Genomic DNA, 17,505 nt, shown 5'->3' on the forward strand with positions numbered 1-17,505 from the left:
CCCTGCTTCGTCCGAAAGTCCAGGGCAGCCCCGATCCTTTCGCCATCCTGCTCCGTGTTCGGGCCCGGGGCGCCCATCAATGGCCGCCCGCGCATCGCTTCGCGATGTGCCCCTGGCTGCCCGCTCGGGGCTTCGCCCCTCGCCCCCCTTTGCAAAAGGGGGGCGCGCTTTGCACGCGGGGGGATTTGTCAGGAATGGTCATTTTGTTAGGTGCCCTTAGGAGATGCGAAGCTCCGGAATCGGCTGAGACGGTCCGTTTGCCGGCATTTTGCTCAGCCAGTCCATGAATGTGCGTGCGTTCATCGGCTTGCTGATGAGATAACCCTGGAATCCCGGGCAGCCTAACAGGACCAGTGCGCTGCGCTGCGCTTCGGTTTCCACGCCTTCCGCGATCACGTACAGCCCCATATTCTCGGCCATGGTGATGATGGTGCGGATGAACTGGTCGGGCAAGTCCAGTCGCATTTCGCTCACGAACATGCGGTCAATCTTGAGCTCATGCAGCGGCAGCTTTTTGAGCGAGGCCAGCGCCGCATAGCCCGAGCCGAAATCGTCAATCGAGAAGCGTACGCCCAGGGCACTCAGTTCGAGGATGGTCCGCGTGACTTCGGCGATATCCTGCAGTACCGCGCTCTCGGTGATTTCAAGCGTCAAACACGCCGGGTCAATGCCGCTCCGCGCCAGGCTGCGTTTTACCTTGCGCGCGAAGCCCGGTGTTGCGAGCTGCCAGGGACTGACATTGATTGCTAAGCGCGGCGGCGTGGCCAGGGTACCCCCGTTCCATTCCCGCAGATAGCGGCAGGCGCTTGTCAGCACGAACTCGCCGATGTCGTGAATCAATCCGGTCTCCTCGGCCACGGGAATGAATTGCTGCGGCTCGATCAAGCCGTAGCGCGGGTGGTTCCAGCGCAACAGGGCCTCGGCGCCAATCAGTTGGCCCTGGAAATCCATCTGCGGCTGGAAGTAAAGCTCAAGCTCGCCGCGATCCAGAACCGTGCGCAGTCCTTCCTCGATCACGAGGCGCAGGCGCGCATCCTGCTGCATCTGCGTGGCAAACAGCGCCGCGCGGTTGCGCCCCGTGGCCTTGGCGCGGTACAGGGCCATGTCGGCCTGACGGAACAGGGCGCCGACATCCGCCTGCTCGTCGCTGCTTTGGGCTTCCGGGAATACCGATACTCCTACGCTGCCACCCACCGAGAACTGCTGACCGTTGACGGCAAAAGGCTCGCCGAGCTTGTCACGCAAGGTATCCGCGGCCCGCATGGCTGCGGCCTCGGCCTGAGTGCGGTCCCGCCCGAGATTTCCGATCACCACCGCGAATTCGTCGCCGCCCAGGCGGCTGACGCAGCGTGTTTCCGGCAAGGCGTTGCGCAGGCGTTCGGCAATCAGGCGCAACAGCTTGTCGCCGACCTGGTGGCCGAGCGAATCGTTGATGGTTTTGAAATGATCGAGGTCCAGGAACACGATGGCGCCGAGATCGCCGCTGGTCTGATATTGCTGCAGGGTGGTATCGAGTATGGTGCGCAATTGCCGCCTATTCGGCAGGTCGGTCAGGGGATCGTGCGTCGCAAGATAATTCAGCCGCGCCTCGTAGCGTTTGCGCTTCGCGGTCTCCGCCTGCAGGGCGCCCACGGTTTTGTAGAATGCTTCTTCCCGGCGCCGCGTTTCAAGAATCAACGACACGCCCATGATTACCACCAAACCCAGGAACGCGAATTGCCCGAGTTGGATGTATGGCTCATGCTTTGTACTCATAAGCTGGTCGCTTACCACTGCGGCAGCCTGGAGCAAAAAATAGGTGGTGAGCGGAAGCGCTTTGTAGTTCAGGCCCGCGTACCACATGGCCGCGCAGCGCCATAACGCCCACACGAATACTGCATCATGCGTAGAACTGAAATACACAAAAAGCGGTCCGGCGGCATTATTCGCCCAGGAAAGCTTCTCACCAAAGAATACGAACGATGGCTCCATCACCCAATCAGTGATAAACCAGTCACCTCCCGACCACAGGTAGGCGATAAGAAAACCAGCATAAATAACGCCGCAGGTTGCTACCCAAGATGAAAGCTTTCGCACTCTGGTGTATGTGCCGATGAACCAGACCGCCACGGGGAAAATAATGCAAATGAGGATGTTACGCAGGTCATATACCATCTTCATCAATGTCAAGGAATCGAGGGAGTAGTATTCTGCGGTCAGCGCCAAATCGGCGGCGATCAATATGGCGAGTACGCCAAACGACAGAAATGCAGTGTGCTGGGCGCGGATGTTTCCCGAGATGCACCATACGCCGGCGGCCAGCGTGAAACCGGCGATGATCCACACGATCGGCAAAAACAATGGCATAGGGCTGCGCCCGCCTGTGGTTGCGGCTAGCCGCGGTTGTCAGCGGCCCCGGGTTTCGATCTTTACGTTTTGTTGCTGAACGTTCAACGTCGCGGGCGGCCGTGGCCGAGTGCCCAGCAGCCAATGCTCGAATTCACGCACCGACAACGGCGCACTGATCAGATAACCCTGAAAGCCCAGGCAACCCATGGACATCAGCGCGGTGCGCTGCGCCTCGCTTTCCACGCCTTCGGCGATTACCAGCAGATTCATGGTCCGCGCCATGGCGATGATGGTCTCGATGAAATTGTCCTTGTGATCCAGATTCATCTCGTTGATGAACAGGCGGTCAATCTTGAGTTCCCGCAGCGGCAGTTTCTTGATCGAGGCGAGTGCCGAATACCCGGAGCCGAAATCGTCTATCGAAAACCGCGCACCCAACGCGCTCAATTCCCGAATCGCATGCACCACTTCGTCCATGTCCTGCAGCAGGGCATGCTCGGTGATTTCCAGGGTCAGCCGCGTCGGCTCGATCCCGGCTGACTGTGCCGCGGATTGCACTTTGGCGGCGAAGCCGCGCGTCGCCAGTTGCCAGGGGCTGATATTCAGCGACAGGCGCTCCGGTGCCGGCATGCGATCTTCATCCCAGGTGCGAATCTGCGTGCACACGTTGTGCAGGACAAAATCGCCGATGGCGTGAATCAGGCCGGTCTCTTCCGCCACCGGCACGAAATGCCGCGGCTCGATAAAACCCAGGTCCGGGTGAAACCAGCGCAGCAAGGCTTCGGCGCCGATCAATTTGCCCGTGACATCCACCTGCGGCTGGTAATACAGTTTGAGCTCACGGCGTTCGAGTGCGACGCGCAGCCCCTTTTCCACCACCATGCGCCGGCTGGCCTCGGCCTGCATCTGGCTGGCAAACACCGCGGAAGTGTTGCGGCCCGCGGCCTTGGCGCTGTAGAGTGCCATGTCCGCCTGCCGCAGGATGCCGCTTTCGTCGGCGTTGCTGTCCGGAAACACGCTGACACCGGTGCTGGCGCCGATGGTGAGTTCGCGTTGACCGATTTTGAACGGTTGCGCCAGGCTTGCGGTCAAGGTGTGTGCCGCGTGCAGAGCACGTGTGCGCGCCAAATCCCGGGTCTTTTCCAGGTTGCCCAGCACCACGGCGAACTCATCGCCTCCCAACCGGCAGACAAAGCGGCTCTCCGGCAGGGTACCGCGCAGGCGCGTGGCGACGAGTTTCAGCAGCTCATCACCGGTGTGATGACCAAGGGAATCGTTGATGGTTTTGAAATGGTCCAGGTCCAGGAACACGATGGCGCCGAATTTCCCGGAGAGGCGATGCTGGGTCAACGCTCCGCGCAGGACCTTGTGCAGCAGCCGGCGGTTCGGCAAGTCCGTGAGGAAATCATGGAAGGCCATGTGCTGCAGGTGCTCTTCGACGCGCTGACGCTGCAGGGTTTCGGTCTGCAGCGCGTCCACGTTCCGATCCAGCGCGCGGGCGCGTGCCTGCATCTCGCGCGGCAATGCAAAACTCATGATCAGGACCAGCGCCAACAGGGCAAAATCCGAATACGCCGGGCCGTGCAGATTCAGCGGGGCGATGATCTGGTCATGCAGTATGGCGGCCGACTGGATGATGAGGTACAGCGTGAGGGGCCAGGCGTTAGCCACCTGATCCCGGCGCCACAAAAGCACGCAGCGCCACAGCACCCAGATGAAAAATGCGGAAACGGCCGCGTGATAAAGATAAGCAAAAGGCCCTGGGTTTCCCGAAAACCCGGTCAGCATTTCATGCCAGGGCAATGCCAGCGGTTCCCCGGCGGTGATGGCGGAATACCACAGGCCGCGGAACGGCAGGAGGTCCGCTATAAAAAGTGTGCCGAATAACAACCACGCACCGATCAACCAGTATCTGCGATGGCGCAGTTGTGTGAACTCGGCCAGGAACCAGATCGCGGTGGGATAGGCCAGACACAGAACGGCAATCTTGATGTGTGCCAGCACCATAGCCGCTTCAATGGATTGCATTGCATAGAACGCAGCTGTCACCACCATGCACAAGGCAATTAACACGCACAACAATCCGAACGCCAGAAAGCCGGGTTCACGGCGGCGCCACACACCCGAGATGATGAAATAAGTTCCCGCGAACAGCGTGAAACCGGACGCCATCCAGATTGCTGGTATAAACAGGTGCATATTCCGCCTGTAACTACCTATGGAATATGAAGTTGTAAGCCTTGGCATGCTACGCTAACAGCCGTATCCCTGCCAGCCTCTGCGCGCGGCCGTTGACAGGTCCCGCGGGCACAACGCAATGGATTGAAGGCATCGGCGTTTCGGCTAGACTCGCGCTTCAAGCCCGGTGCGGGCCTGCCCGGTGACGTTGGCCGTTTCGGCCGATTTGCCACGGGTCGCGGATATCAAAATGTTGTCTGACTCAGGAAATATCTGAGCAGGTTATGGCCATCGTGATGGAGAAAACGCTTTTGACCGAGCGCATTTCTTCCCGCAAGACCAAAGCCAAACGCCTGCCGGTGCGCCGGGCGGAACGTGGTCTGGATGCCGGGCAGATTGTGCTGCCAACGGATGCCGTCGAGTTGGCGCCGCTCACTGCGCAAGTACAACACCTGGGCGGTACCGCCATCGGCGGATACCGCGAACCGTTTTCGGGACGTCCGGTGCTGCTCGCCACGCTGCCCATTGCCGCGGTCGCGCCCACACCATTCCAGCGCGATCTTTCACCCACGCACACCAAGCGTCTGGCGCAGAAGATTGAAGAGAGCGGTTCGTTTCTCGATCCCATCATCGTGGTGCGCGGTGCGGACGGCAAACTGTGGACACCCAACGGTCGCCATCGCCTGGCTGCCGTCAAAGTGCTCGGGCTGAAACAGATCACTGCGCTGGTTTCGCCGGACGAGGCACTTGCGTTCCGCATTCTCGCGCTCAACACCGAGAAGGCCCACAATCTGAAGGACCGTGCACTGGAAGTGATCCGCATGGCACGCACGCTCGCCAAGAGCCGGCCGCGCGCCAGGGAAACGGAATTTGCGGCGGAGTTCGAGGCGCCGGAATTTCTCACTCTCGGAATTCTCTACGAGGATGACAGCCGTTTCGCGGGCGGCGCCTACAGTTCTTTCCTGAAGAAACTCGATCGTTTCGACGAGCACACGCTCACGGCGAGTCTTACCCGGCGGCAGGATTATGCCGCGCGCTTGCGCCAGATTGATGCGCAGGTCAAAAAGATCGTGGCGAAATTGCAGGCGCGCGGCTTCAAGTCGCCGTACCTACGCAACTACGTGGTAGCACGTATCAATCCGGTGCGCTGGGTGCGATTGAAGAAGAATGACAGGAAGCCGCCCATGCCACTGGCCGCGGCGCTCACGCGCATGGCGGCGGGGGCGCGTGATTTCAACGTGGAGTCGGTAAAGCCATCCGATCTCGCCATCGTCGCGGCCTTGTCTTCAGAATAATAAATTGCGGGAGCGACTACATGTAGTTCTGTGGGAGCGGCGATATTCGCCGCGATTCCTGTATCACGGAATCGCTGCTGGGGCAGGCTCCTACTGCAGCCGCCGCGAAGCAATCGCTGCGCCGATTCAGGGAGCCTCTGGTTCATACCCCGTTCGCCCTGAGCGTAGCGGAGCGAAGTCGAAGGGTGAACGGCAGCCCCCCGAATCTCAAGGCGCAATTCCGTCCGTACTTCGACAGGCTCAGCACGAACGGAATTGATCAGAGTTTCCTTGGGGCACCTAACAAAATGACCATTCCTGACAAATCCCCCCGCGCGTAAAGCGCGCCCCCCTTTGCAAAGGGGGGGGCGAGGGGCGAAGCCCCGAGCGGACAGCCAGGGGCACATCGCGAAGCGATGCGCGGGCGGCCATGGATGGGCGCCCTGGGCCCGAACACGGAGCAGGATGGCGAAGGGATCGGGGCTGCCCTGGACTTTCGGACGAAGCAGGGTTGCGCAGTCCGAAAGAGGGGGGATTTAACGTGTGCCTGGTGATGACCACCGTACATTTTGTTAGACGCTCTTAGGAATTGATGTACTGGCGCAGGGATTCCGCTTCCGCGGTTTTTTCCTGCAGGATGGCTTTGACCAAATCGCCGATGGACACGATGCCCACCAGCCGGCCCCGGTCCACCACCGGCAGGTGGCGGAAGCGTTTCAGGGTCATGCGCTGCAACAGATCCTCGATACGCGCGTCCGGGTGCACGGTCTCGACCGGTGTGCTCATGATTTCCGCGAGCCGCATGCCGCCGAGCTGAGCGCCGTGGCGCGCGAAGCGCCGCAGGATGTCGCGCTCGGTGACGATGCCGGCTATGTCACCGCCGCGTCCGAGCACCACCAATGCGCCCACGCCACGCTCGGTCATGAGTTGCGCAGCGGCCGCGGCGCGAGTGTCTTCCCCGGAAGTGACCACCTCGTGGACCGGCTTGTTCTGCAATACTTGCGATACGAACATGATTTTGCCCTCCCTGACCCGGTAAAAAGTTTAGTCCAATTGGGGCTGCACGGCGCAGCGCCCAAACACCCCAGCCGCCACTGGCTGTCACGCGGGAGTCAGTGGGACCGGGATTCTCACACAGCGCCGCGCCGCACGAATTCGTGGGCTTCCCTGGCCAATTTGAGCCAAGCGGATTTAGGGAGCTTCACCACCAACCATTCCTTCATGAGCCGGCCGCGCGCAGGTTCGAAATACTCACCTTTGCCGGATTGCACCAGCTCATCCACGCGCTCACCGGACAGTTTGACCACGAACCGCCCTTTAGAAGACAGCATGGCAAAAATCCTGCCGTTCACCTTCAGGGCGGTAGAACCGAAACCCTTGCCGCCGTAGGTGACGTCGCGATTTTGCTTGAATGCCTTGACGAGTGCGGTCAGGTCCGCGTCGCCGGCGCTTGTGGCCGGCCGTTTTGCTTTGCGCTTCGGGGCGCTTTTCACGGCAACCGCTTGCTCAATTACGGCAGCTTGATCTTGCCGCCGCCGGGCAGACCGCCTTTTCCCCCGAGCCCGCCCAAGCCACCATTGCCCGCGCCGGGCAACACGATCGAAGAAGCCGCCTCGCGACGCATTTCTTCCAGGCGCTTCATGGTCTGCTCGATGGCGGCCTTGGCCCCATTGCCGAATTTCTCCGCTGCTTCCTTCAGCGACTTGGCTTCGATGTCGAAGCTGATGGGCAATGTACCGAGCGGCGTGAGCACCTGGGTCTGACCGCTGTAAATCACCGGCCGTGTCTGATCGGGACCGCCATCGCGCGTAATCGGCGTGAGCCGCTGAATGGTGCCGATGTTGCGGTCGGTGAATACCTCTTCCTGATAAAGCTGTTCGGGTGACATCTGGATGTCGAGGTCTTTGGCTTCGGTGGCCATGGCGGTGTGTCCGGTGAGTTTGCTTGCGCGACTAGGTTAGCAGAAATGTGTGCGGCCCCTACAGCGCTTGCGATAGGCCGATTTCTGCAACAAGATGGGGCCAGGCAATGCAACAACAAGGGCAAGCGACATGCAAATCTGCGTACTGGGCGCCGGCATGGTGGGTGGTGTCATGGCCCGCGATCTGGCGGGTCGCCATGAGGTCACTGCGGCCGACCGCAGTGAGACGGCGCTCGCGCGGCTCGCGGCGTACGGCATCCACACGCAGCAACTGGATCTCACGGATGTGAGCGCACTCGCGGGTTTCGTCCGGCCCTTCGACCTGGTGGTCTCGGCGGTCCCGGGGTTCATGGGCTTCCGCACTCTCAAGGTGCTCATTGAAGCTGGCAAAAATATCGCGGATATCTCGTTCTTTCCCGAGGACGCGCTGGATCTCGATGCGCTGGCCAAACGCCGAGGGGTTACTGCGCTGGTGGATATCGGCGTGGCGCCGGGCATGGACAACCTGATCCTGGGCCATCACGACGCCCACATGCGGGTAACGCGGTTCGAATGTCTGGTGGGCGGATTGCCGCAACATCCGCAGCCGCCGTTCAACTACAAGGCACCGTTTTCTCCGATAGACGTGATCGAGGAATACACCCGGGCAGCACGTTTGCAACGTGCCGGCAAGGTAGTGACATTACCGGCATTGAGCGAGCGCGAAACCGTGGAGTTCGACGGTGTGGGCCGGCTCGAAGCCTTCAATACCGACGGCCTGCGTTCACTCCTCAAGACCATGGCGCACATTCCGGAGATGGCGGAAAAGACCCTGCGTTATCCCGGCCACGCGGCGCTGATTGAAGCTCTTGAACAATCCGGGTTTTTCTCCACGGAAATGCTGGATATTGGTGCCGTCAAAGTGCGGCCGCTGGATCTGGCGGTGAAGCTGCTGCTGGAGCAGTGGAAGCTGGCGCCGGACGAGCCGGAATTTACCGTCATGCGCGTCACTGTCGAGGGTGAAGAAGACGGCAAGCGCCTGCGCCACGTGTGGGAAGTGCATGACGAGTACGATGCAGCCACCGGTTTTTCCTCGATGGCGCGCACCACCGGGTTCACCTGCACGGCCGCCGCGAATCTGCTGCTGGACGGCAGGTTCCGCGAACCCGGCGTGCATCCGCCGGAAATCGTGGGGCGCGATGCCGGCTGCTTCGATTACATCGTGGCCCATCTCAAAGAACGCCACGTGAATTACCGCCATCGTGCAACTGCCCTGTGAGCGGCGGCTGAGCCCGGTCTGTTAGAATACCCGCCCTTTTTTGGTGCCGGATTACGCCATGAATACCGAGATTACGTCCTTCGAATCCACCGCCGAGCAGGTGGTGGAGCTTGCCAATCAAGTCAGCGACGAGCATCCCGAAGCGGATCTCTGGGACATCGCGGACGGCCTGCTGGCCGGTGCGGTGCACTTCTGGCTGTACTCGCGCCAGCCCTGCGAGGATCCCATGTGCGAGGATTGCGCGCCGGTGTCCACCTCGGGGCTGCGCCAGGCGGAACTTGAAAAGCTGATACGCGAGTTCGCCGAGGACAGCGACTACTACCACGCGCCCACCGATTCCAACGCTGCGCGGGCTTGATTTCCTCACCCTGCCTCGTCCTCAGGGACGGGGTGACGTAGCGTGAGATCAGATAGTTCACTCGTCTGCTGGAAATGCGGCGCGTCGCTCAGGGATGTGCCGATGCCACTGTCGCGCCTTTCCGAGTGCCTTGCCTGTCACGCCGAGCTGCACGTTTGCCGGCAGTGCCGCTTTTATGACCCACGCAAGCCGGAAAGCTGTGCCGAGGAACGCGCCGACCCGCCCAAGGACAAGCAGCGCGCCAATTTCTGCGATTATTTCGATCCGCGTCCGAATGCTTTTCAGCCGGCCGACCCGGGTCCCACCGACCGGGCCAAGACGGAATTGGACAAATTATTCGGGAAATGAACCTGTGCGCATCGGCGCCGCGCTCGTTACCATTTATAACTTACTTCCATCACGTAATAACGCATCTTGCCAGCAGGCGTAACCACTTCGACTTCGTCGTCCACAGTTTTCTTGAGCAGAGCCTGCGCGAGCGGCGAGTCAATGCTGATGCAGTGCCCGGCGGGGTCGAATTCATCTGCGCCCACGATGCGATACACGGTCTGCGTTCCCTGATTGTCTTCCAGCGTTACCTGTGCGCCGAAAAACACCCGCGTCCGGTCGGGCGGCGAATCGGAAATGACATGCAAATCAGGCATGCGCCTTTGCAGGTAACCGATGCGCCCGTCCATCTCGCGCAATTGCTTTTTGCGATAAATGTATTCCGCGTTCTCCGAGCGGTCGCCTTCGGCGGCGGCGGCCGACAGCGCCTGCACCACCTCGGCGCGCTGCTGCCACAGTTGCTGCAACTCGGTTTCCAGCCGGCGATACCCCACCGCGGTGATATAGGGTGAGGACTTGGGCGGAGGAGGACGCCAGCGGCTCATGGATGTTGCGGCGATGCGGAAAGATACGGCAAATTATAGTTGCCGCCGGTGATACGGCGGCAATTGCAGCCACCGGGCCGCCAGCGCCAGCCACAGCAGAATCAGCAGGATGGTGAGCTTTTCCATGAAACCACGCGCCGGAAAGTGCAGCAGGGCGTACCACCAGAGTACCGCGAATTCAAACACCGCGAGTTCCATGGCAGGACGGAAATGCGGCCGCCAGCGGGGCGTGCGACGGAAATACCAGGATTGAATCAGCATGGCAACGCTGGTGCACAGGAAGGCGACGACAGCTGCGAAAATGTGGATAGCTCCATCAAGGGTGAGCGCGGCAGTCTTGTCAGTGGGGAAAATGGCCGTGACTGCCACGCCCGCAGCGCCCAGGGTGAACAGCAGCAGGGTCGCGGCAGTGCGCGCCCCCTGTTCACTGCCGAGATACAGTCCGGTCGCGAGCAGCGCGATGGCGGCAGCGAGGGCGTAGAACGCAGAATGCAACCAGCCGCCGTAAGGGCCGAGCAGGTAAAAGCTCAGTGGCGTGCCCATGAAGCTGTAATCCGGCCGCAGAAATTGCACCCCTGCCGAGGCCAGGAAGAAGTACAGCACTCCGAGCAGCGCCAGCCTACCGAGCCAGGGCGTCAAACCTGTCACTCGAGCCGAAGTCAACATCTGACTATTATAGGTAGCGCATGCCCTTCAGCTATTACGCTCGTCTAAGCGCTGGCAACAAACGCATTTACGATGCCAGTGAGTGCATCGTCGCGTTACAGTTGCAGGCCGCCGCAGAGTTGTGGGCATGCGTGTCGGTACTGGAGGCCGCGCTCGAATCCACGCAGTCGGCCGCGGTGCGGCAGGCCTGTCAGGTTCTGGCGGACGGACTTTGCGGTCAGTTGCAGGCGCCGCCGGTAGTGGTCAAGGTGCTGGCGAAACGACCGTCCAACAGTTACGGTGAGCTGCACGGCCTGTATGAAGGCGTGGAGGGCGCCCTCAAAGTGGCGAAGATCACCTTGTGGATGCGCACCGCCCAGCGCCGGCAGGTGGTCGCGTTCCGCAGCTTCCTGCGCACCTTGCTGCACGAGTTGTGCCATCATTTCGATTACACCCATTTCAAGCTTGCCGACTCATTTCATACCGCGGGTTTCTACCAGCGCGAGTCCTCGCTGTTCCACCAACTGGTGACGGATGCCACCAAGGCTGATGGTGCCGAGTTGTTCCCTGCGAGTGGGGGCGAGACTGTAAAATAGGCGTATCGGCGCCAGCCGTGGTCTTTATGTCAGGAGCTTTCCCGTGCCCAGCTATACCGCCCCCCTGCGCGACATGAAATTTGTCCTGACTGAACTGGCCACCCTGGACGAAATGGCGCGCTTGCCGGGTTGCGGCGAAGTCACACCGGATCTGCTGGACACCGTGCTGGACGCCGCCGGCAAGTTTGCTGCGGAAGTGCTGGCACCGCTCAATCAGACCGGCGACCAGCAAGGTGCGAAATTCAGCGGCGGCGCCGTCACCACTCCCAAGGGCTTCAAGGGAGCCTATCAACGCTTCGTGGCCGACGGTTGGAATGCGCTGTCGCTGCCGGCGGAATTTGGCGGCCAGGGACTGCCAGAGGTGGTGTCCGCGCCGGTGCAGGAGATGTGGCAGTCGGCAAACATGTCCTACGCACTCTGTTCGTTGCTGACCCAGGGCGCGGTCCATGCCTTGCTGTTGACAGGCAGCGATGCGCTCAAACAGCGCTTCCTGCCGAAAATGGTTTCGGGCGAATGGACCGGCACCATGAATCTTTCCGAGCCGCAGGCCGGCTCCGATCTGGCGGCAGTACGCTGCCGCGCGGTGCGTGAAGGCGATCACTACAAGCTCACCGGCCAGAAGATCTTCATCACCTATGGCGAGCATGACTTTACCGAAAACATCATCCACATGGTGCTGGCGCGCACTCCGGATGCGCCCGCGGGCGTCAAGGGTATTTCCATGTTCGTGGTGCCCAAGGTGCTGGTGAACGCGGATGGCACACTCGGCAAGCGCAACGACGTGCAGTGCGCGTCCATAGAGCACAAGCTTGGCATCCACGCGAGTCCCACCGCGGTGATGAGTTACGGAGAGCACGGGGGCGCGGTGGGTTACCTGATTGGCGAGGAAAACCACGGCCTGGAATACATGTTTGTCATGATGAACATGGCACGTTTTGCCGTGGGCGTGCAGGGGCTGGGCATTGCCGAGCGCGCCTGGCAGCAGGCGCGCGATTATGCCAAAGAACGCGTGCAGAGTGCGGATATCGGCGTGCGCCACGGCGCACCCGTAACCATCATCCATCATCCGGACGTGCGCCGCATGTTGATGAGCATGAAGGCGCGCAACGAGGCGATGCGCGCCGTGGCTTATGTGACGGCGGCACATCTGGATCGCGCCATGCGCCACGTGGATGCCAAAGAACGTGAACGGGCGCAGGAATTCGTGGACCTGATGATTCCGGTGGTCAAGGGCTGGTGCACCGAGAATGCGGTGGAGATCGCTTCGCTCGGCGTGCAGGTGCACGGCGGCATGGGTTATATAGAGGAAACCGGCGCCGCGCAATATTATCGCGATGCGCGCATCAGCACGATTTACGAAGGCACCACGGGCATCCAGGCAAAGGACCTGCTGGGCCGCAAGATCGCGCGTGACCAGGGCAGGGCCGTCAAGACGCTGATCGTCGAGATGCGCAAACTCGATGCGCAACTCTCCAAGGCAAGCGGTGAGGATCTGATCGCCATCCGCATGCGACTGACCGCCGGCATCAACGCGCTGGAAGAGTCAGTCAACTGGCTGGTAACGAATTACGCCGCCAACGTGCGCGCTGCGGCGGCGGGCGCGGTCCCGTTCCTGATGTTGCTGGGCACGGTCGCAGGCGGCTGGCTCATGGCCCAATCCGCATTGATCGCGCAGCAACGCTTGGCGGAAGGGACAGGGGACGCGGCGTTTTACCAGGCCAAGATCGACACTGCGCGTTTCTATGCAGACTACGAGTTGACCAGGGTATCGGCGTTCAAGGAGTCCATCGTGGCCGGTGCCGCAGGCGTCCTTGCGCTTACCGAAGACCAATTCTGAAATTGAAATTCTTTATTTCACGTGGGGCAAATGGGGCTTGATCAGGCTGCGAGATTCGACGGAATCACGGGAGGACTGAGGAATTAAGAAATGTATGTTCTCCCACCCGTAGCGCGAGCCGAGCACTGAAGCGAGCAAGGTCAGCCTGAAGGGGCGCCCCAGGGATGGCGGCGATCCGGCCGCGAGGCGAGGGACTGCCTCTCGGCCGGGCTCCGAAGCGAGCGAATCGCGCAGGGCAGTTGCGGCTCCCGCGACCCGCGCTCCGGGGGAATGGTTTTGGTGACTTTTGCCGAAACAAAAGTCACCCGTCGCGCGGGGCGGAACCCCGCACTGAAATAAACATTGACATATCGGAAAAAGCCGATATACTGATGCACATGGAACAGGTAGAAGTCTTCAAGGCATTGGCCAATGAATCTCGGCTCAAGATCCTGCAGTGGATGAAGGAGCCGGGCAAGCACTTTGGCGACTGCCCCACGGGCGGAGCCCGCGGCCGCAAAGTGTGCGTGACGGAAATCCAGTCGAAGCTGGGTCTTTCCCAGTCCACCGCCTCGCAGTATCTCGCCACCTTGGAGCAGGCGGGCTTGGTGGTGGCGCGGCGCGAGGGCCAATGGACCTTTTACGAGCGCAATGAGGAAGCCCTCAAGGAACTGGGGGATTTTCTCAAGAAGGATCTGTGAGCCGCCCAAGACAACCCCGCAAGGGTTTTTTTTGGACTTGTAATATCGAGATTATCAAATATGCAAAAACATCTGAATAACAACAGGAGACGCGCATGAGCACGCAACCGCTGCTGACGCCGGTGAAACTCGGCCGCTACGAACTTCCCAACCGTGTGGTGATGGCGCCGATGACGCGCTCGCGCGCCTACAACCGCGACCGCGTGCCCACCGAGCTGCATGCCGAGTACTACGCGCAGCGGGCCTCGGCCGGCCTCATTGTCACCGAGGGCAGCCAGATTTCTCCGCAGGGCGTGGGCTATGTGTACACGCCCGGCATTCATTCAAACGCGCAGATCCGCGCCTGGCAGAAAGTCACCGCTGCGGTACACGCGCGCGCTGGCCACATTTTCAGCCAGCTCTGGCACACGGGCTACGTGTCGCATCCGGATTTTCACGACGGTGCGCTGCCGGTGTCGGCCTCGGCCGTTAATCCGCGCACCAAATCGTTCACACCGCAGGGTCTGAAGGACACGGTCACGCCGCGCGCATTGGAAACCCGCGAAGTGCGTGCCGCGATACAGGACTACGTGCAGGCGGCTAGGAACGCCATCGAAGCGGGATTCGACGGCGTGGAGGTCCACGGCGCCAATGGCTATCTCGTCGAGCAGTTTTTACGTGACAGCAGCAATCATCGCGGTGATGAGTACGGCGGTAGCATTCCGAATCGTGCACGCTTTCTGTTCGAAATCGTGGACGGCATCGCCGACGACATCGGCGCGGACCGCCTGGGCGTAAGGTTGTCGCCCGCCAATACCTTTGACGTGCCGGCCGATTCCGACACGCGCGCGCTCTACGATTTTGTGATCGGCGCGCTTTCCAGTTACGGCCTGGCGTATCTGCACCTGCGCGAAGCCCAGGGCGATCTCTCGGCGATTCCCAACATGGTGCAGAACGTGACGGCACACTACCGCACGGTGTATCGCGGCACGCTCGTCACCAACACCGGCTTTGACCGAGAGCGCGGTAACGCCGTGATTGCACGCGGGGACGCGGACCTTGTGGCCTACGGCGTGCCGTTCATTGCCAACCCGGATCTGGTCGAGCGCTTTCGCGCCCATGCGCCGTTGGCGCAGGCCGACAAAAATACCTTCTATCAGGGCGGCGCGCGCGGTTACACCGATTATCCGTCATTGCAGGCGGAGGCCGCCTGAGCGGTTTTGTTCCTCAACTCAACGCAGGAGAATGAAAATGAAGCTGTACTTTTCCCCCGGCGCCTGCTCGATGGCGCCCCACATCGTGCTCAACGAACTCGGTTTGCCTTACGAGCCGGTGGAAGTGGATATCGCCAAGACCCACACGCTGGTGAAAACCGGTGAGGATTATTTGCGGATCAATCCCAAGGGATATGTGCCGGCCATTCAACTGGACGATGGCTCAGTGCTTACGGAAGTGGCCGCCATTCTCCAGTACCTCGCCGACCGCAAACCGGAAGCGGGTCTGTTGGCCGCGCCCGGCAGCATGGAGCGTTACCGCACCATCGAATGGCTGACCTTCATCAGCAGCGAGTTGCACAAGGGTTTCGGCGTGCTTTGGCATCCGCCGGTCGCGGAAACCGACAAACAGTATGGACTCGACAAACTCAAAAAGCGTTTCGCATTGCTCGACAAGCATCTCGCCGACAACGAGTATCTGATGGGCAAGAAGTTCACGGTGGCGGATGCTTACGCCTACACCATCATCAACTGGAGCTACTACCACAAGCTGGACCTCGGCGCCTACAAGCACTTGCAGGCGTACATGCGGCGTATCGCCGCGCGTTCCTCGGTGCGCAGCACCGCACACCAGGAAAAACTGGCGGCTTGAGTTTCAGGCGCATCGCCGGCCAGGGACGGCCGACCTTGCTGGAATCGAGATTTCGCATGAGCAAGAGACAACCAACACTTCTATACGACAGGCATCACGGCCGCTACCGAAGCACGTTTTGATCCCCGGCTGAAGGCGCGCTCCGCGCCGCCATTTCACCCAAGCTGAATCGGGCTCTGAAACGCACGGAGATGAGCCGTTACGCCCATTTATATCGGGAGTTTCCGATAAATGAATATCTGAACATTTTTTCCCGTCCCCGAACGTTGCCGCAATGCGCGGTGCCGTTCCCGACTTCGCAACAACAACCCAACCCCAAGGAGGTTAGTGTCATGAATAGCATCCTAAATCACAAAATCACAGTTATTTTCGCCGCACTTCTGGCGGCCTTATTGCTGGCGGCGCCCGCGGTGCATGCGCAGACCGGCATCAGCATCGGCTACACCGGCATGCACGACGGCCAGCGCGGCCGCGCTTTGATCTTTGATTACCGTCCCGAGGGCACACACTGGAATTTCAGTGCCGGCAATATATCTCACACACTCAACCGCGACACGACCTGGGCGGGCGTGCAATACATGATTGTTGACCGTGATCTGTTTGCCGGTTTTGGCCCGGCCCTGATTACGCGGCAGACATCCACGCTTACCAGCCAGTACCAATTCATCACCACTTTCGGTTGGCACCATGGCCACTGGGAGCTGGCGGTGCGCCACATTTCCAACGGCGGCACCCGTGGCGACAACATCGGTGAAAATCTGGTGACGCTGGGATGGAGCTTCTGACGCGTCTTGCTTCGCGCGGAACTCCACTGCGCGGCCGGCTTTCGTTCCCTCTTTGAGAGCCGGCCGGACGTCCCCCCAACGTCCGCAGCTTGCCGGTGCGCCGCCCGTTCCACGGCGCGCCGGCATTTTTATGCGCGGCGCAAACACGTGGCACGTGTAACGCGTCGGGCCTTGGTCTGGAAATCAGGGGAATCGGGCTTATATTAACGACTGGTGGCAGGTACTTTATATATGAGGAATCCGGTGCTTAATATTCACAAGACATCCATGCTTTCCCGCGACCAGATGCTGCCGGGGCGCGCCCAGCCAATCCACACGGCGGAGCGCCACTTCGTCAACGGACATTCGCTCATGCCGCCGTTCCCCGACGGGATGGAGGATGCGACGTTTGGTCTCGGATGTTTCTGGGGAGCGGAGCGCATGTTCTGGCAGCAGCCGGGTGTGTACGTGACGGCCGCCGGTTACGCAGGCGGCCACACGCCCAACCCGACCTACGAGGAAGTCTGCAGCAATCGCACCGGCCACGCCGAAGTAGTGCGCGTGGTGTTCGATCCCCAGGTCATTGGCTACAAACAGTTGCTGAGTATTTTCTGGGAGGCGCACGACCCGACGCAGGGCATGCGTCAGGGCAACGACGTCGGCGCACAGTATCGCTCCTGTGTATTTACATATAACAGCGAGCAGCAGTGTGCCGCGGAGCAATCGCTGCAACAGTACCAGCAGGCGTTGGGCGCCGCCGGGTATCCGACGATCACAACGGAAATCCGGACAAACGGCGAGTTTTATTACGCCGAGGATTACCACCAGCAATATCTTGCGAAAAATCCCGACGGCTATTGCGGCCTGCGCGGCACCGGGGTGCGCTGTCCGGGCTGAACATGCTTTGCGCTTGTGCTATGTTGATTTCCCGCCCATCCTTTCGGGGTCG

18 protein-coding genes are annotated in these 17,505 nt (G+C 60.7%); 11 read left to right on the forward strand and 7 right to left on the reverse strand.

Annotated elements, in window-relative coordinates:
- Nucleotides 1–216: 216 nt before the first annotated feature.
- Nucleotides 217–2,346 carry an EAL domain-containing protein gene (locus VJR90_01695; protein HKV96189.1) on the reverse strand — a complete coding sequence of 710 codons (2,130 nt, stop codon included), beginning with the start codon at nucleotides 2,344–2,346 and terminating at the stop codon, nucleotides 217–219.
- Nucleotides 2,347–2,385: 39 nt separating this feature from the next.
- Complete coding sequence (locus VJR90_01700; protein HKV96190.1) at nucleotides 2,386–4,500, reverse strand: EAL domain-containing protein; 2,115 nt, start codon at nucleotides 4,498–4,500, stop codon at nucleotides 2,386–2,388.
- Nucleotides 4,501–4,790: 290 nt separating this feature from the next.
- Here VJR90_01700 and VJR90_01705 point away from each other — a divergent pair, with 290 nt between their 5' ends.
- Nucleotides 4,791–5,801, forward strand: a complete 1,011-nt coding sequence (locus VJR90_01705) for a ParB/RepB/Spo0J family partition protein (protein HKV96191.1) — start codon at nucleotides 4,791–4,793, stop codon at nucleotides 5,799–5,801.
- A gap of 561 nt (nucleotides 5,802–6,362) precedes the next feature.
- Here VJR90_01705 and VJR90_01710 read toward each other — a convergent pair.
- The 3 genes from VJR90_01710 to VJR90_01720 form a co-directional block, all read right to left on the reverse strand.
- Entirely contained in the window at nucleotides 6,363–6,794 is a 432-nt protein-coding gene (locus VJR90_01710; GenBank protein HKV96192.1) for a CBS domain-containing protein, read from the reverse strand.
- Between the two features lie 116 nt (nucleotides 6,795–6,910).
- The gene (locus VJR90_01715) at nucleotides 6,911–7,273 is read right to left on the reverse strand and encodes a hypothetical protein (protein HKV96193.1); all 363 of its coding nucleotides are present in this window, start codon (nucleotides 7,271–7,273) and stop codon (nucleotides 6,911–6,913) included.
- Between the two features lie 17 nt (nucleotides 7,274–7,290).
- Complete coding sequence (locus VJR90_01720; protein ID HKV96194.1) at nucleotides 7,291–7,701, reverse strand: hypothetical protein; 411 nt, start codon at nucleotides 7,699–7,701, stop codon at nucleotides 7,291–7,293.
- Nucleotides 7,702–7,831: 130 nt separating this feature from the next.
- Here VJR90_01720 and VJR90_01725 point away from each other — a divergent pair, with 130 nt between their 5' ends.
- The 3 genes from VJR90_01725 to VJR90_01735 all read left to right on the forward strand — a co-directional run bounded on the left by VJR90_01725 (nucleotide 7,832) and on the right by VJR90_01735 (nucleotide 9,665).
- A complete protein-coding gene (locus VJR90_01725; protein HKV96195.1) occupies nucleotides 7,832–8,959 on the forward strand; it encodes a saccharopine dehydrogenase C-terminal domain-containing protein in 1,128 nt (375 codons plus the stop codon).
- 58 nt (nucleotides 8,960–9,017) lie between these two features.
- On the forward strand, nucleotides 9,018–9,317 hold the full coding sequence (locus VJR90_01730; GenBank protein HKV96196.1) for a hypothetical protein: 300 nt from the start codon (nucleotides 9,018–9,020) through the stop codon (nucleotides 9,315–9,317).
- 102 nt (nucleotides 9,318–9,419) lie between these two features.
- On the forward strand, nucleotides 9,420–9,665 hold the full coding sequence (locus VJR90_01735; GenBank protein HKV96197.1) for a hypothetical protein: 246 nt from the start codon (nucleotides 9,420–9,422) through the stop codon (nucleotides 9,663–9,665).
- Between the two features lie 26 nt (nucleotides 9,666–9,691).
- Here VJR90_01735 and greB read toward each other — a convergent pair whose 3' ends face one another.
- A complete protein-coding gene (gene greB, locus VJR90_01740; protein HKV96198.1) occupies nucleotides 9,692–10,189 on the reverse strand; it encodes a transcription elongation factor GreB in 498 nt (165 codons plus the stop codon).
- A 33-nt stretch (nucleotides 10,190–10,222) separates the two neighbouring features.
- Nucleotides 10,223–10,828: a DUF998 domain-containing protein gene (locus VJR90_01745; protein ID HKV96199.1), complete on the reverse strand. Its 606-nt coding sequence runs from the start codon at nucleotides 10,826–10,828 to the stop codon at nucleotides 10,223–10,225.
- A 47-nt stretch (nucleotides 10,829–10,875) separates the two neighbouring features.
- Here VJR90_01745 and VJR90_01750 point away from each other — a divergent pair, with 47 nt between their 5' ends.
- The 7 genes from VJR90_01750 (at nucleotide 10,876) to msrA (ending at nucleotide 17,453) form a co-directional block, all read left to right on the forward strand.
- On the forward strand, nucleotides 10,876–11,430 hold the full coding sequence (locus VJR90_01750) for a hypothetical protein (protein ID HKV96200.1): 555 nt from the start codon (nucleotides 10,876–10,878) through the stop codon (nucleotides 11,428–11,430).
- Nucleotides 11,431–11,473: 43 nt separating this feature from the next.
- Entirely contained in the window at nucleotides 11,474–13,267 is a 1,794-nt protein-coding gene (locus tag VJR90_01755) for an acyl-CoA dehydrogenase (protein ID HKV96201.1), read from the forward strand.
- A gap of 377 nt (nucleotides 13,268–13,644) precedes the next feature.
- Nucleotides 13,645–13,947: a metalloregulator ArsR/SmtB family transcription factor gene (locus VJR90_01760; protein HKV96202.1), complete on the forward strand. Its 303-nt coding sequence runs from the start codon at nucleotides 13,645–13,647 to the stop codon at nucleotides 13,945–13,947.
- A gap of 95 nt (nucleotides 13,948–14,042) precedes the next feature.
- Nucleotides 14,043–15,140: an alkene reductase gene (locus tag VJR90_01765; GenBank protein ID HKV96203.1), complete on the forward strand. Its 1,098-nt coding sequence runs from the start codon at nucleotides 14,043–14,045 to the stop codon at nucleotides 15,138–15,140.
- Nucleotides 15,141–15,177: 37 nt separating this feature from the next.
- Complete coding sequence (gstA, locus tag VJR90_01770; protein HKV96204.1) at nucleotides 15,178–15,792, forward strand: glutathione transferase GstA; 615 nt, start codon at nucleotides 15,178–15,180, stop codon at nucleotides 15,790–15,792.
- A gap of 332 nt (nucleotides 15,793–16,124) precedes the next feature.
- On the forward strand, nucleotides 16,125–16,577 hold the full coding sequence (locus VJR90_01775; protein ID HKV96205.1) for a hypothetical protein: 453 nt from the start codon (nucleotides 16,125–16,127) through the stop codon (nucleotides 16,575–16,577).
- Nucleotides 16,578–16,820: 243 nt separating this feature from the next.
- Nucleotides 16,821–17,453 (forward strand): peptide-methionine (S)-S-oxide reductase MsrA, encoded by a 633-nt coding sequence (msrA, locus tag VJR90_01780; protein HKV96206.1) that lies wholly within the window; start codon nucleotides 16,821–16,823, stop codon nucleotides 17,451–17,453.
- Nucleotides 17,454–17,505: the final 52 nt, after the last annotated feature.

It is taken from the genome of Gammaproteobacteria bacterium (assembly GCA_035279405.1).
Classification (GTDB): domain Bacteria; phylum Pseudomonadota; class Gammaproteobacteria; order Natronospirales; family REEB76; genus REEB76.

Coding starts and splice junctions, on each gene's coding strand:
- VJR90_01710 (HKV96192.1), bottom strand. CDS start 6,794: ATGTTCGTATCGCAAGTATTGCAGAACAAGCCGGTCCACGAGGTGGTC.
- VJR90_01760 (HKV96202.1), top strand. CDS start 13,645: ATGGAACAGGTAGAAGTCTTCAAGGCATTGGCCAATGAATCTCGGCTC.
- VJR90_01735 (HKV96197.1), top strand. CDS start 9,420: ATGCCACTGTCGCGCCTTTCCGAGTGCCTTGCCTGTCACGCCGAGCTG.
- greB (HKV96198.1), bottom strand. CDS start 10,189: ATGAGCCGCTGGCGTCCTCCTCCGCCCAAGTCCTCACCCTATATCACC.
- VJR90_01720 (HKV96194.1), bottom strand. CDS start 7,701: ATGGCCACCGAAGCCAAAGACCTCGACATCCAGATGTCACCCGAACAG.
- VJR90_01775 (HKV96205.1), top strand. CDS start 16,125: ATGAATAGCATCCTAAATCACAAAATCACAGTTATTTTCGCCGCACTT.
- VJR90_01705 (HKV96191.1), top strand. CDS start 4,791: ATGGCCATCGTGATGGAGAAAACGCTTTTGACCGAGCGCATTTCTTCC.
- VJR90_01765 (HKV96203.1), top strand. CDS start 14,043: ATGAGCACGCAACCGCTGCTGACGCCGGTGAAACTCGGCCGCTACGAA.
- gstA (HKV96204.1), top strand. CDS start 15,178: ATGAAGCTGTACTTTTCCCCCGGCGCCTGCTCGATGGCGCCCCACATC.
- VJR90_01695 (HKV96189.1), bottom strand. CDS start 2,346: ATGCCATTGTTTTTGCCGATCGTGTGGATCATCGCCGGTTTCACGCTG.
- VJR90_01730 (HKV96196.1), top strand. CDS start 9,018: ATGAATACCGAGATTACGTCCTTCGAATCCACCGCCGAGCAGGTGGTG.
- VJR90_01725 (HKV96195.1), top strand. CDS start 7,832: ATGCAAATCTGCGTACTGGGCGCCGGCATGGTGGGTGGTGTCATGGCC.
- VJR90_01750 (HKV96200.1), top strand. CDS start 10,876: ATGCCCTTCAGCTATTACGCTCGTCTAAGCGCTGGCAACAAACGCATT.
- VJR90_01700 (HKV96190.1), bottom strand. CDS start 4,500: ATGGCGTCCGGTTTCACGCTGTTCGCGGGAACTTATTTCATCATCTCG.